Source organism: Marinobacter sp. LM1, assembly GCF_042763285.1.
Classification (GTDB): Bacteria; Pseudomonadota; Gammaproteobacteria; order Pseudomonadales; family Oleiphilaceae; genus Marinobacter; species Marinobacter nauticus.
Window position 1 is genome coordinate 1,984,533 of record NZ_CP114373.1, and the last position, 13,958, is coordinate 1,998,490.

Sequence of the window (13,958 nt, forward strand, 5' to 3'; positions counted from 1 at the left end):
ATCATGAAACCAAAGGCAGAAGTGATATACTCTGGCCGTTAACGTCAATCAGAGAATAAGTGATGACTAAAGCGCAAGACCGCATTCTGGTTCAGGAACATCTCGCCCATCAGGCGGAGCCCAAGCCCCTGAGCGCCTCAGAGAAAGCTGATCTCGAGGCCAGGATCAAGGTGGCTCTGAAGGAGAAGGATGCCGTTCTGGTAGCGCATTATTACACCGACCCGGACATCCAGCGGCTGGCAGAAGAGACCGGTGGTTGTGTGGCGGATTCCCTGGAAATGGCGCGCTTCGGTAACCAACACCCGGCCTCCACCGTTGTCGTTGCCGGCGTTCGTTTCATGGGAGAGACGGCAAAGATTCTGAATCCGGAGAAAAAGGTTCTGATGCCGACTTTGGAGGCAACTTGCTCGCTTGATGTTGGTTGCCCGGCAGACGAGTTCTCCGAGTTCTGTGATCAGCACCCGGATCGCACCGTCGTGGTTTATGCCAACACCTCGGCTGCGGTGAAAGCCCGGGCCGATTGGGTGGTCACCTCCAGTTGCGCCCAGGCCATTGTTGAGCATCTGGACGCCAAAGGTGAAAAAATCCTGTGGGCGCCAGACAAACACCTGGGCGGCTATGTACAGAAAACCACAGGCGCAGACGTTCTGCTGTGGGACGGCTCCTGCATCGTGCACGAGGAATTCAAGTACCGTGGCCTGGAAGACCTCAAGGCTCTGTACCCGGATGCAGCAATCCTGGTGCACCCGGAGTCACCCGATGCGGTGGTACAGATGGCGGATGTGGTCGGTTCAACCTCGCAACTGATTCATGCGGTGCAAACGCTTCCGAACGAAGAGTTTATCGTTGCAACCGACAACGGCATTTTCTACAAGATGCAACAGCTGGCGCCCAACAAAACGTTGATTGAAGCGCCCACCGCGGGCAACGGCGCAACCTGCCGAAGCTGTGCCCATTGTCCCTGGATGGCCATGAACGGTCTGGAGAATCTGCTGCACGTGCTCGAGCATGGCGACCAGGAAGTGCATGTGGATGACGAGCTGCGAGAAGACGCGCTGCGCCCGCTGCGCCGGATGCTGGACTTCACCGCCAACATGAACCTCAAGGCTGCCGGCAACGCCTGAAGGCTTCGGGGTTATTCCTAACCGGCTTCGCGCGCCTGAAGTCGGTTAGTCAGCTCACCAAGGCGCTCACTCACCACCTGGCGTTCGGCGGAGCCGGCCGGCAGTTTCTCCTGAGCCTGGCGCAATTGCCGCTGTGCTGATTTCAGATCGCCCATCAGTACATCGTATTCCGCTCTCGCCCGGTGTACGCCGACAATATTTCGCGCCATACCTTCGGCTTCGGCCAGTCTCAGCCACAGTTGCTCCTGGCTGGGAAGGCGGCGAGTCAGCTCCCTCAGGTAGTCGGCAGCAGCGGCCCCGTTACCATCGGCAATCTCTATGGCCGCCAGCGTGGATGTGATGGGATAGTTGCCGGGATTGCGCGCCAGTGCCTCCTGCATAAGCGCTCTGGCGTCGGCATACCGTTTCTGGCTGAGCAGAACTTCCGCCAGTGACACCTGGAACGTGATGCGCCCGGGGTTGGCTTTCAGTAATTCCCGCATTAATGGTTCGGCCTTGTCGTAGCGTCGGCTTTCCTGATAAGCCACCGCCAGGCCGTAACGGATGGCATCGTTGCGCTGGGCGTCTTCCCGGGCAAGGTAAGCCTCGAACGTTTCTATCGCCGTTTCGGGAGATTCGCTGTAATGCACCTGCAGGCGGCTGCGAACCAGGTGATATTCCTGTCCGTCCTGCACCCGGGTATCAGGGTATTGTTCGGCCCGGTTGCGGGTGTCGGCAACCCGGTTCTGGGTCAGCGGGTGAGTGGAAAGGTATTCCGGCAGGCGATTTCCCTGCAGGCGGTTCTGTCTCATCATGATTTCGAACATCTCGGGCATGCCTCTCGGGTCCATGCCGGCACTGGCCAGGATGTCCATGCCAACCCGGTCGGCTTCCTGTTCGTGGGAGCGGCTGTAGGCCAGCATGTTCTGCACCGCCATGGCCTGGGTGCCGGCGATGGCGGCAATGCCAATGTCTGACTGGGTAACCGCAGAAAGCACGATACCGGCGATCATGCCGGCCAGGGTTAACGGAGCGCTGGTTTCCTGTTGCTGCATTCGGCGAGCAAAATGGCGCTGGCTGAGGTGGGCCAGTTCGTGGGCCAGGACCGAGGCAAACTGTTGTTCGGTGGCGGCGTTCAGAAACAGGCCCCCATTGACGCCTACTACGCCGCCGGGCACGGCGAAAGCGTTGATGGCCGGGCTGTCAATCAGAACCAGTTTCAGGTCGCGGTTATCCAGCGGTGCGGACGGCACCAGACGATAAATGATCGCGCTCAGGTAGTCGTAGACCAGTGGGTCCTGAAGTTGCGGGGCTGAACGGCGAATGGAGGCCATAACCTGTTGGCCAATATCAGCTTCCATCTGTCCGGAGATCAGGCCGCCGCTACCGCCGATGCTTGGCAGGTCTGACGACTGCGCGCGTGTGGCCGGGCTGGTGACCGCCATGCTGAGGGCCAGAAAAACGATCAGGGCCCAGGGGGAGCGGTGTTGGCCTTCGTTCTGGTACTTCATATGTCTGAGGATGCCTCGAATTCGTGTTGCCCGTTTGACAAGGCGGCAGCCGGCAAGTTCTCCGGAGTATTACCAACTCTTGTGATGCAATAGAGTAACACCAGCGGCATAATGCCTGCCTGATTACTGTATGAAACGTAATGGTAAATGCTGATTATGGCTGACAGAACCCTGGATGCCAGCGGCCTGCGTTGTCCCATGCCGCTGCTGAAAACCAAGCTGGAGCTCAACTCCATGACGCCCGGGGAGGAATTGGTGGTTGTCGCCACGGATACCGGCTCACTGAGGGACATACCTGCCTGGCTGGCGTTGTCGGCCCATACGCTTGTCAGCCAATCGGAGAGTAATGGGGAATACCGTTTCGTGATAAAGTGCGGCGGTTAATTTCCGGAGTCATTCATGGTCAGAATTCTGCGCGGTCTAGCCCACAAGTATTTTTCAGACGAAGAAGCCGTCATCCTTTTTTTGCTGCTGGTGACAGGCACCGTCTTTATTATCTGGTTCGGGGCCATGCTGGCGCCGGCCATCGCTTCCCTGATTGTCGCGTTCATTCTGCAGGGCCTGGTGTCAAAACTGAACCGGATGGGTGTGCCTGAGCTGATCGCCGTAATTGGCGTGTTTGTCGTGTTCCTGGGCGTGCTGGTGGGTTTTATCTTCGGCTTGTTGCCGTTGATCTGGACCCAACTGAGTACCCTTGCCGGCGAAGCGCCACGGATCATCCGCGAGCTGCAGTCCTATCTTGAGGTTCTGCCGCAACAATATCCGCATCTGGTTTCTGCTGAATCTGTGAATACCATGTATCAGCAGATCTCGGCCGAAGTAGGGCACCTGACTCAATGGCTGGTGTCTTTCTCGCTCTCCAGCATTCCGGACCTTGTGGCCTTGCTGATCTACATGGTTCTGGTGCCTATCCTGGTCTTTTTCTTTCTGAAAGACCGTCGGGTCCTGGTGAACTCATTTGCCCGCCTGCTACCTCCGCAGCGACCAATGATGGTTCGCATCTGGCACGAGGTTAATCTGCAATGTGCCAACTACGTCCGTGGCAAGGCGGTGGAGATCCTGATAGTGGGTGGCGTCACCTATGTCGCCTTCAAGTTTCTCGGCATGCCCTATGCGGCATTGCTTTCCCTGTTGGTGGGGCTGAGCGTGGTGATTCCCTACATTGGCGCTGCGGTGGTCACCATTCCGGTGGCAGTGATCGGCCTGTTTGCGTTCGGCTGGGGCAGCCATTTTATCTGGGTCATGGTCATCTACGGCATTATTCAGGCGCTTGATGGCAATGTCCTGGTACCGATTCTGTTCTCGGAAGTGAACAACCTGCACCCGGTGGCGATTATTGTTGCCGTGTTGTTCTTTGGCGGAATCTGGGGCTTGTGGGGCGTGTTTTTTGCGATTCCACTGGCGACGATGCTGAAAGCGGTTTTCGCGGCCTGGCCGGTGAAGGAGTCGCCTCCGCCACCAGCCATTGCGGAATAGGGCGTTAAAGGGCCTTGACGGCTTCCAGCACCTCGTCGGCGTGCCCTTTGACCTTGACGCCGCGCCATTCCCTGCGCAGCACGCCTTCCTTGTCGATCAGGAAGGTGCTGCGTTCAATGCCAAGGTGCTCCTTGCCATAAAGCTTCTTGAGCTTGATGACGTCGAACAGCTTGCACAGGGATTCGTCCTTGTCGGAAATCAGGTGGAACGGAAAGCTGTATTTCGCCCGGAAGTTATCATGGGCTTTCAGGCCATCCCGCGAGACGCCGAATATCTCGGTGTCCTCGGCAGCGAAGGCTTCCATTCTGTCCCGGAAGTCCTGGCCCTCGGTGGTGCAGCCCGGTGTATTGTCTTTCGGATAGAAATAAATAACGATGTTCCGGCCTTTCAGGTCGCTCAGGCGAACGGTCTGATCGCCAGTGGCCTCAGCCTGAAATTCTGGCACGGGTTGATTCAATGCTACGGATGACATGACATCTCCTTTAATTCCCTTGTGTCAGTTCGAGCCCAACATTACCATATCGGTTTTATTCGGACGGAGCTTTTATGATTACGGGTAGCCTTGTCGCACTGGTCACGCCCATGCATCCAAACGGTGATATTCACTGGGAGGATCTGGACAAACTGGTGGACTTTCATATCGAAAACGGCACCCATGGCATTGTTGCTGTGGGCACCACTGGCGAATCCGCAACCCTGGATCCGGAGGAACACATCCGGACGATCGGGCATATCATAAAACGTGTGAACGGCCGGATTCCCGTTATTGCCGGTACCGGTGGTAACAGTACGCGCGAAGCCATTGAATTGACCACCGAAGCCCACAAACTCGGTGCCGATGCCTGTCTGCTCGTGGTGCCTTACTACAACAAGCCGACCCAGGAAGGCCTGTATCAGCACTTCAAGGCCATCGCGGAAGCGGTACCGGGCATGAACCAGATTCTCTACAACGTACCGGGCCGCACTGCCTGCGATATGTTGAACGAGACGGTGGTTCGCCTGGCCGATATCCCCAATATCGTTGGTATCAAGGATGCGACCGGGAACATTCCCCGTGGCGCCGAGCTGATCGAAGCCCTGGATGGACGCCTTGCGGTGTATTCCGGTGACGACGCCACAGCGGCGGATCTGATGCTGGCGGGCGCGAAAGGTAATGTTTCGGTAACGGCCAATGTTGCTCCGAAAGCCATGGCTGAGCTCTGTGAAGCGGCCATTGCGGGCAACGAAGACGAAACCCGCCGCTTGAATGAGCTTTTGATGCCGCTTAATCGCAAGCTGTTCCTGGAAGCCAACCCGATTCCGGTAAAATGGGCGCTGTACCGCATGGGCATGATCGGTGAGGGCATCCGTCTGCCACTGACGCCGCTCAGTGAAAAGTTCCACGGCGAGGTGGAAGACGCGCTCAAGGCCTCAGGTGTTCTCTGAGGCCACCGTTACCGTTAACCGGAGTAACCCGATGCAGGTTCCTGCAAGAGCCCGTAAGAAAACCGTTTTGTTCGTTCGACCTGTTTCGGCATTGGTGCTTGCCAGTGCCCTGGCCGGTTGCAGTTTCATAAATGATCGTTCCGAAGGCTATGTCAATGCGCCGGAAGGCGAGCCGATTCAGGTGCCAGATGGTCTCGACAGCTCCCGACTGAGTGAGACCATGCCGATACGGGCTATCAACACAGCTGATTCCCGCAATCTTTACCCGTCGTCGATTCCCCGTCCGCCAGATATGACATCCGAGATTCTGGATGAAAACTATGTAATTGAAGAGCTGGACGGCCGTATCTGGTTACTGGTCAATGAGGTGCCGGGCCGACTCTGGCCCGTGGTGAGTGCCTGGATGAATGAAAGCGGTCTGGGCATTGCCCATGACAGCCCGCAACTGGGGATTCTCCAGAGTGAACTGGCGAACTTCAGCAAGCGCAGCCGAACACTGCTGGGGCTCGCTGATAATCCGACCGCAACTGAACCCAAAGTGGTGATGCAGGCCCGTCTGGCACCTGGCATCCGTCGTAAAACCACTGAAATCCGCGTGCGTATTCTGGAGCTGGAGCAAGCCCCGGAAGAACTCATGCCCTGGGACAGTGACACCGGTGCCGATGCAACCTCCGAGCAACACCAGCGGGCGCTGCTGACGGAGCTGGGGGATTTCCTCAAACAGCGTGAGGATAACAAATCCTTCTCGCGGGCGGCCTCAGGCATGGTCTCCAAGCCATTGGTACGCTTGCAGTCTGAACAGGAAGAAGCGGTTGCCATTCGGGTAGAACTGGATTTCGGCCGCACCTGGGCAGAGGTCAATCGGTCCTTGGAGGAAATGGGGCTGCCGGTACTGGATCTGAACCGGAGCGAAGGCTGGTTGCAGGTGGATTTCCGCACGGAAGACGAACGCAGCCCGGGCTGGTTCTCGTGGTTCAGCGATGCCGAAAAGCCGGTTCACACCCACACAGTTCGAATTCAGCAGAGCGCGGACGCTATGAGCGTTACCGCCGAGCAGCAGGACAGCTACGGGGGTGAGCGCAGTTCAGCAGATCTGCTTACCCAACTCTTTGAACATCTGTATTGATTAACGGGGTGGCCGTGGCCACCGGCCGTTTGGAGAAAGTAATGGAAAAGCGCGAAGAGCTTTATGCCGGCAAGGCAAAATCGGTTTACCGCACGGACGATCCCGAGCGGTTTGTTCTGGTGTTCCGGGACGATACCTCGGCCTTTGACGGAGAGAAGAAAGAACAGCTGAACCGCAAGGGTATGGTGAACAACAAGTTCAATGCCTTCATCATGGAAAAGCTGGAAGCGGCCGGCGTACCTACCCACTTCGAAGGGCTGCTGTCTGATACCGAGTCCCTGGTCAAGAAGCTTGAGATGATCCCGGTTGAGTGTGTGGTGCGCAATGTGTCTGCGGGCAGCCTGTGCCGTCGCCTTGGCGTGGACGAGGGTCAGGAGCTGAACCCGCCCACCTTTGAGCTCTTTCTGAAAAACGATGCGCTGCACGATCCGATGGTGAACGAATCCCTGGCGGTCAGCTTCGGCTGGGCCAAGGCCGATGAGCTGGCCCGGATGAAAGAGCTGACCTATAAGGTCAACGACGTGCTGAAAAAACTGTTTGACGACGCCGGCATGCTGCTGGTGGACTATAAGCTGGAATTTGGCCGCAGTGGTGGTCAGATCGTTCTGGGTGACGAATTCAGCCCTGATGGCTGTCGTATCTGGGACAAGGAAACCCGCAAGAAAATGGACAAGGATCGCTTCCGCCAGGGCCTTGGCGAAGTGATTGAAACCTATGAAGAAGTCGGTCGTCGTCTCGGCATAAAGTTTGACTGACCGGCTAATACAACCACAAAAACGGGTGCGTTATGCGTAAACTGATGATTGTTGTAGGTGGCTCACTGGCTTTGGCCGCGCCGCTGGCCGATGCTGATGTACTAGGCGTTGGCGCCAACGTTAGCTATTGGGATTCCGATTTCTCTGGCGAAGTGGTCAACAAGGATTCGGCCGTTGATATTGAAAAGGATCTCAACCTCGACAGCGACAGCAACGCGAACTTCACGGCGTTTTTCGAGCATCCGATTCCGGTGCTGCCGAACGTACGGTTGAATTACACCAGCATTTCCCAGAGTGGGCGTGGTGAGATCGGGCTGGAAGCGTTTGATGACATACCGGTTGGTGCGGAAGTCAAGTCCGATCTGGATATCGATCAATTGGATGTGACCCTGTATTACGAAGTACTTGATAACTGGGTGAATCTGGATCTGGGCCTGACTGCCCGCCGATTTGATGGTGAGCTTGTGCTTCGCGATCAGACTCCGCTTTCCACAAAAGTAAGTGAAACCTCCGTCGACGCCGTCGTCCCTATGGGCTACCTCGCCGCCCGTTTTGACCTGCCGTTAACTGGCGTGTCCGTAGGTGCCGAGGGCAATTTCATCAGCTACAGCGGCGACTCTCTGCACGACTTCAACGCTTATGGCCAGTACGAATTCGCCATGCTGCAGCTGCGGGCGGGCTATCGTCAGATGGCCATCGACTATGAAGACGATGACGACAAACTGGATGTCGAAATGTCCGGACCCTTCGCCAGTGTTGGCGTGGCGTTCTGACCAGGACCGCTAAAAGGCGCCTTCGGGCGCCATTTTTCATGGAGAACAGATCTTGAAAATCCTCGTTACGGGAACCGCCGGCTTTATCGGCTCGCATCTTGCTCACCGTTTGCTCGATCGTGGCGATGAAGTGATTGGCGTGGACAACGTCAACGACTATTACGACGTCAATCTCAAGGAAGCACGCCTGGCCCGGCTGCTGAACAAGCCCGGTTTCACGGAAGTACGCCAGGACGTGGCCGACCGCGAGGCCATGGAAGCGGTTTTTCGTGAACACAAGCCCGAGCGGGTAGTGCACCTGGCAGCCCAGGCCGGAGTCCGGTATTCCCTGGAAAACCCTCATGCCTATGTGGATGCCAATCTGGTCGGCTTCATGAACATCCTTGAGGGTTGCCGTCATAACGAGGTCAAGCATCTGGTGTATGCCTCCAGCAGCTCCGTGTACGGGGCCAATGAGACCATGCCATTCTCCGTGCACGATAACGTGGATCACCCGCTGAGCCTGTACGCGGCGTCCAAGAAAGCCAACGAGCTGATGGCCCATACATACAGCCATCTGTACAACCTGCCCACCACCGGGCTGCGGTTCTTTACTGTTTACGGCCCTTGGGGCCGGCCGGATATGGCGCTGTTCATCTTTACCAAAAAGATCCTGGCCGGTGAGCCCATCGACGTGTTCAATCACGGCCATCACAAGCGGGACTTCACCTACATCGACGATATCGTCGAAGGCGTTATCCGTACCCTGGACAACGTAGCCCAGCCGAACGAAGACTGGAGCGGTGCCCAGCCGGACCCGGGCACCAGCAAGGGGCCTTACCGCATCTACAACATAGGCAGCAATAACCCGGTGGAGCTGTCCCGTTTTATCGAGATTATTGAGGAGCGGGTGGGCAAAAAAGCCGAGAAGAATCTGCTGCCGTTGCAACCGGGTGACGTGCCGGCCACCTACGCCAATGTCGATGACCTGATCAACGATGTGGGGTACAAGCCGTCTACCACGGTGGAAGAGGGCATTGCCAACTTCGTGGACTGGTATCGGGATTTTTACAAGGTATGATTTTGCCTGCTTGATCATTGCCGCAGTATTCGGCCCGCGCCGGTGCTGCTTAAGATAGTAAAAGGCCAGCGAGATCGCTGGCCTTTTTGCTCAACGGTACCTTGGAGGTTAGGCAGTGGCGGCCTTCCGGCGAGCTCGAAGTCCCAGGCCAAACAGGCCAAGGCCGATGAGGGCCAATGAGGACGGTTCCGGCACCGATGCAGACGGTTGGCACGCTGGGTCCGTCGGATTGAGCTGACAGAAGTCCAGGGTTTCCTGAAGCTTTTTATTGGCGAAGTCTGTAACGAAGTTCTGCACGATGGTCTGGTCCGTGGTATTGAACAGATTCAGGTCAAATACCGTTCCGCCATGATCGGAGATCAACTGTTGATAGGATGCGATTGTGCTGTTGTTTCTCAGAACGCCGTTGTAGAGCGCGTTATTGCTAGTCAGTAGTCCGTCAAGAACGCTTTCAGAAACCGCCTGGCCTCCTACAGATCCACGCCTGATGAAATCGCCATTGGAAGGCTCGTCGGTCAGTATAATGATGTTCTTAACCGCGTTGTTGCGGAAGGAGAACAGGCTGGATTGGCCATCTAAACCGTTGAGCGCGAATGCGGTAGCGGTATAGCCCGGCTCCGAGGCGCCATTAGTTACCAGCCCTTGCGCCGCGGTTGAGAAATTTGTGGCATCGGTGAAGTCCGTAATCAACCTTGGAGCGGGAGAGCCGCTTCCATACCCTACCAACCCGTACTGGGCATTGACCTGGCCCGTGCCAGTCAGAATGCTGGCAAACAGTCCGATGTTAGTCCGTAGGTTTGCCTGAACATTACCCATGGAGCCGGATTCATCCACAACAAATACGATATCGCTAAGAATGGGGGCGGCGTGCGCAGGCGATACTGCGACGGCAGTCCCCAGAATAAGGCCGGAGAAAAACTTCTTGAGATTCATGGTTCACCTCATCCAGGTTGAGTCGTTTCTATGGGATCCATTCCGTACTGCTCAATCGGTGGATACCGGGTTGTAGCCCATGTTGGCTAAAATAATCTAGGCAAAAGGTGAGCCATAATTTTCATTTAGACGAATAATGCCTATAAGTCAAAATGTTACAAAGGCTTGGTGGTTGCGGACATAGCCGGCGGCGAGCTGGAGTGTATCAAAAGCTGACATTTGTGAGGGTGGGCGTCAGGGATAGCTAACAGGTTGGAGGTCTATACAGAGATTTTAACTACTTTGCCTAACATGGGGCATTTGAACTCCAGGTAGATGGCCTCTAGTTCAAGCACGGTTGACCGAGCGCCTCCATACAGCCGATCCCCGACAATCGGGTGCCCCAGGCCGGCCAGGTGTCGACGGATCTGGTGTTTACGGCCGGTTTCGATTCGTACCTGCACGTCCGTTGTGTCTGATTCCTCATCCCGGCCCAGTGTCGTCACGCGGCTGATTGAGTCCTTGCCATCCAGTGGCGTGTCGAGGCGAAGATCATCCGCCATCAGGTTGCCGGCGACCCGCGCTCGGTAGATCTTGGTCATGGCGCGCCCGGCAAACAATTCTGAAAGGGCCGCCGCAGCCTTGCCATCATGGGCAATCAGCATCAGACCTGCAGCGTCGGCATCCAGGCGGTGGACCAGAAAGCAGGGTGTGTTCAGTTCAATTTCTGCCAGGCGCAGCAAGCTGCAATGGTCGCCCCATTGAGAACCCTGTGATAACAGCCCGTGGGGTTTGAACCAGACACTGTAACGACCTTTGTTCTCCAGCAGCGTCGGTGTTTCCGGCTTGCGCGCCAGCACCTGATCATCGTAGAAAAGCTGAATACGGGTACCGGGTTTCAGTTCCCGCTTGGCCTTGCGTAAACGCACGTGTTTTCCCTTCTGTGTCCACCAGCACGCGCCTTTGGCCATGGCATCCTTGATGCGCTGCTTGGGCAGGCCCGAGGCGTCTGCAAGCGCATCCACAGCCGTCGTGCTCTGGTCTACGGTGACATCAAACTGTTTGCGCATCGGCGTTTTTATCCGGAAGGAGAAGATCCAAGATGATTGCCGGCAATAATACGGAGCGGGGAAAGTGTCGACAAGGCGCTTGTACCTCAAGGCACATTGATGACAGAAAGCGCTGAGGGTGTACACTGAGTAAAAGCCACCTCAAGGAGTTATCGACATGCCAATGATTGGCTGGCTGTTTATATTCGCCGCCTTCGCGATGATTGTCGGAAGCCTGCTTTTACTGCGAGATGGGGCAAATATGAAAATCCCCAAAGAAAAGCTTGAGAAGATTCGTCAGCGCAAAGCGGAACAGGAGGCAAAGGATAAAAAAGACGGGGATAGCTGGTAGCGCCAGAACCATGAACCAGTTCCAACTTTCCAGCTTAGATGATGGTCAACGAAAACTCCCGGACACAAAAAAAGCCGCCCAGCAAAGCTGTAAGCGACTTCTTCTGCAGGATTGGTAGGACCACGCGGATTCGAACCGCGGACCTCTACCATGTCAAGGTAGCGCTCTAACCAACTGAGCTATGGTCCTGTCCTGCAACGGGGTGGAAATATACGGATTTCGGGTGCCCTGGTCAACCTCTTTGCGGGGGATTTTTCGCTTTCATCAGGGCCTTGATGGCGCGGCTCAGGGCGTTCCAGCGATTGACCAGAAGCGCGGCAAAAATCAGCGCGCAGCCGGCTATTTGCAGCAGGGTCATGGTCTCGCCGAACCAGGCAACCGCGAAGACAGCAACCCACACCGGTTCCAGTACCAGTATCACTACACCGTGGCTGTTCACCGACAGGCTCTGGGCATAGGTCTGCAACAGAAAACGTCCAGCTGTGGCAATCAAGGCACTGGCCAGTACCCAGACATAGAGCATGGGTTCGGGGTTGGTCAGTGTGTGAGTCCAACGCTCGCTGATGGCGGACTCCGCCAGGGTCACGGTCCCAACGGTAAGCAGGGCAATGGCCGTCAGCGGCAGTGCCGGTACTTTCTTTTTCTCCACCGATTTGCCTTGCTTGTCGACCACGATGCGTTGGTTGGCGGCGCGGGTATTGAGCGTGAAGTACAGGGCAAAGATGGTTGCCGCCAGAACGAAATAGAGCTGCCCCGGGTCTGGCCTGAAGCCGTTTTCGAGGGACAAAAGCGCCAGACCGGCCACCGCAATCGGTATCGCCAGCCAGGTGCTCAAAGGCTGCTGTTCGCCAAATACTGTACGGGCAATGATCGGGACAATCACCACGCCCAGGCTGGTCAGAAACGCGCCTTCGCCCATGCTGTCGGTGTGATACAGCCCCATGATCCAGCAGGTCATGGCAATGCCGAACACAAAGCCCACACCCAGGCTTCGGAGTATCTGGTCCCGGGTAAGCCTTAACAGCGAGGGTAAGGCCAGCAGGGCGAGAAAGGAGCCGGCAATCAGAAAGCGAGCCGCCATGAACATCAGGGGCGGCATCATTAAAACTGCCTCTTTAGACAGCATCCAGCCAATCGCCGCCAGCAGGGTAACGAGTACCAGGTAAAGATCAGATTTGTGGGCGTCAGACATGATTGAACCGGCATCAATAAAAATCAGAGGGCTCAATCTATAGTTTGCGAATTAAAAAAGATAGCAGCGAAAACCGAGGGAGTGGCTCATCCCTGAGCCTTTGCAACAACGATCGATCAGTTGTTGAGTGTGGTGTATACAAGATTGGACAGGCTGGTCTGGCTGGAGTTCGGCACTTCAATGTACTGGTCGCCAGAGCCCCAGAACTGCCACCACGCACGCTGATTGTAGGTGCGGCTGGCAAAGTCCACACGCAGGCCGTTCAGGGTGGTGTTGTTCACCACGGGGACAGCGGTGTTGCCGGTCTGGGTATTGATCACGTCGCCATGGTTTGCGCCCTCGCTCATTAGCACCGGGTAGTGGTTGTAATACAACCCGGACGGGCCGTTCTGTCCGCTGACTTTACCGGCCAGGCTGATGCTGTTGGAGCAGGAATCAATACCGCTGGCATTGGTTGCTCCGCAGGCTGAATGGGTGGGAACAACGCCATCGTCGGTGCCATCAATAAAGGGTTTGGTGATACCTCCGTAGGATGAGCCACCGCCAACGAACCGCAGGCGCGGAATGCTGTTGGGGCTGACGGCCAGGTTGCGGGCAACGTTGGTCTGCAAGTCGTTGACCACACCCAGATTATCCGGCTCCGGGTCAATGCCGGTAAAGGCTTTGACCGCCTGTTTCACCGGCCAGTTGTACCAGCTGTCGTTGTAGGCAATGCTCACGGCCAGGTCGGCCAGTTCCGTGCCACCACCGGCACCGGCCATGTCCAGTACTGCCAGGATTTTCAGCGGTTGCAGGCCTTCCGATTGCAGCCAGCGCGCCTGGTTTTCCAGCAGATGGCGGGTTACCAGATCGCCGGTGGAGTGGGTAACAACAACGCAGTAGTCATTACACAGCCCTTGCTGACTGATCTGCCGCAGTTGCTGATAAGCCTGCTGGGCGATCTGGCCTTCTACCCGGCCATTGCTGGCCCAGTCGATACGGGCTTCGGCCCGGTTCAGCCAGTATTCCCGCCAGTTATCTTCGCCGGCCTGCTGGACTTCCTGGAAGTTGGCCGGTGGGTTGGACAGATCATCCATCATGAAGCCGTGAACCAGGATCACATTGTGGCCGGCCAACTGCGCACTTGCGCCAGTGGCAAACAGGCCGCCAGCCAGCGCTGTCGCGAGGGCGGTTTTCGTCAGGCATCCTCTTCTTTTCATTGTCATTGGTTGCTCCGTTTCTTTC

At 56.5% G+C, this 13,958-nt stretch carries 15 protein-coding genes and 1 tRNA gene; 9 read left to right on the forward strand and 7 right to left on the reverse strand.

The window, feature by feature from the left end; translation table 11 throughout:
- The first annotated feature begins 62 nt into the window (after positions 1-62).
- Positions 63-1,124 carry a quinolinate synthase NadA gene (gene nadA / locus OZ656_RS09305; RefSeq protein ID WP_011785179.1) on the forward strand — a complete coding sequence of 354 codons (1,062 nt, stop codon included), beginning with the start codon at positions 63-65 and terminating at the stop codon, positions 1,122-1,124.
- Between the two features lie 17 nt (positions 1,125-1,141).
- Here the strand turns inward: nadA and OZ656_RS09310 are convergent, their stop codons facing one another.
- Positions 1,142-2,614 (reverse strand): M48 family metalloprotease, encoded by a 1,473-nt coding sequence (locus tag OZ656_RS09310; protein ID WP_226596223.1) that lies wholly within the window; start codon positions 2,612-2,614, stop codon positions 1,142-1,144.
- A 156-nt stretch (positions 2,615-2,770) separates the two neighbouring features.
- Between OZ656_RS09310 and OZ656_RS09315 the strand changes: the two genes are divergently transcribed.
- Entirely contained in the window at positions 2,771-2,998 is a 228-nt protein-coding gene (locus OZ656_RS09315) for a sulfurtransferase TusA family protein (protein WP_011785177.1), read from the forward strand.
- A 15-nt stretch (positions 2,999-3,013) separates the two neighbouring features.
- Positions 3,014-4,090: an AI-2E family transporter gene (locus OZ656_RS09320; RefSeq protein WP_011785176.1), complete on the forward strand. Its 1,077-nt coding sequence runs from the start codon at positions 3,014-3,016 to the stop codon at positions 4,088-4,090.
- 4 nt (positions 4,091-4,094) lie between these two features.
- On the opposite strand, the gene OZ656_RS09325 is transcribed toward OZ656_RS09320, so the two are convergent.
- On the reverse strand, positions 4,095-4,562 hold the full coding sequence (locus OZ656_RS09325) for a peroxiredoxin (RefSeq protein ID WP_022991090.1): 468 nt from the start codon (positions 4,560-4,562) through the stop codon (positions 4,095-4,097).
- A gap of 74 nt (positions 4,563-4,636) precedes the next feature.
- Between OZ656_RS09325 and dapA the strand changes: the two genes are divergently transcribed.
- Genes dapA through OZ656_RS09350 form a run of 5 tightly spaced genes read left to right on the forward strand, consistent with a single transcriptional unit; the run spans position 4,637 to position 9,229 of the window.
- Entirely contained in the window at positions 4,637-5,515 is an 879-nt protein-coding gene (gene dapA, locus OZ656_RS09330) for a 4-hydroxy-tetrahydrodipicolinate synthase (protein WP_278350715.1), read from the forward strand.
- Positions 5,516-5,546: 31 nt separating this feature from the next.
- On the forward strand, positions 5,547-6,641 hold the full coding sequence (gene bamC / locus OZ656_RS09335; protein WP_278350714.1) for an outer membrane protein assembly factor BamC: 1,095 nt from the start codon (positions 5,547-5,549) through the stop codon (positions 6,639-6,641).
- A 41-nt stretch (positions 6,642-6,682) separates the two neighbouring features.
- Complete coding sequence (gene purC, locus OZ656_RS09340) at positions 6,683-7,396, forward strand: phosphoribosylaminoimidazolesuccinocarboxamide synthase (protein WP_272998903.1); 714 nt, start codon at positions 6,683-6,685, stop codon at positions 7,394-7,396.
- A gap of 32 nt (positions 7,397-7,428) precedes the next feature.
- On the forward strand, positions 7,429-8,169 hold the full coding sequence (locus tag OZ656_RS09345) for a TIGR04219 family outer membrane beta-barrel protein (RefSeq protein ID WP_226610687.1): 741 nt from the start codon (positions 7,429-7,431) through the stop codon (positions 8,167-8,169).
- A 52-nt stretch (positions 8,170-8,221) separates the two neighbouring features.
- Entirely contained in the window at positions 8,222-9,229 is a 1,008-nt protein-coding gene (locus OZ656_RS09350) for an NAD-dependent epimerase (RefSeq protein WP_278350713.1), read from the forward strand.
- 108 nt (positions 9,230-9,337) lie between these two features.
- Here the strand turns inward: OZ656_RS09350 and OZ656_RS09355 are convergent, their stop codons facing one another.
- A complete protein-coding gene (locus tag OZ656_RS09355) occupies positions 9,338-10,162 on the reverse strand; it encodes a vWA domain-containing protein (RefSeq protein ID WP_278350712.1) in 825 nt (274 codons plus the stop codon).
- 260 nt (positions 10,163-10,422) lie between these two features.
- Positions 10,423-11,211 (reverse strand): RluA family pseudouridine synthase, encoded by a 789-nt coding sequence (locus OZ656_RS09360; RefSeq protein WP_278350711.1) that lies wholly within the window; start codon positions 11,209-11,211, stop codon positions 10,423-10,425.
- Between the two features lie 157 nt (positions 11,212-11,368).
- Here OZ656_RS09360 and OZ656_RS09365 point away from each other — a divergent pair, with 157 nt between their 5' ends.
- On the forward strand, positions 11,369-11,542 hold the full coding sequence (locus OZ656_RS09365) for a DUF2897 family protein (protein WP_278350710.1): 174 nt from the start codon (positions 11,369-11,371) through the stop codon (positions 11,540-11,542).
- Positions 11,543-11,654: 112 nt separating this feature from the next.
- Here OZ656_RS09365 and OZ656_RS09370 read toward each other — a convergent pair.
- The 3 genes from OZ656_RS09370 to OZ656_RS09380 form a co-directional block, all read right to left on the reverse strand.
- Positions 11,655-11,731: transfer RNA gene (locus tag OZ656_RS09370), tRNA-Val, on the reverse strand.
- A 43-nt stretch (positions 11,732-11,774) separates the two neighbouring features.
- Positions 11,775-12,734, reverse strand: a complete 960-nt coding sequence (locus OZ656_RS09375; protein WP_153739986.1) for a DMT family transporter — start codon at positions 12,732-12,734, stop codon at positions 11,775-11,777.
- Between the two features lie 116 nt (positions 12,735-12,850).
- Positions 12,851-13,939: a hypothetical protein gene (locus tag OZ656_RS09380; protein ID WP_278350709.1), complete on the reverse strand. Its 1,089-nt coding sequence runs from the start codon at positions 13,937-13,939 to the stop codon at positions 12,851-12,853.
- Between the last annotated feature and the right edge of the window lie 19 nt (positions 13,940-13,958).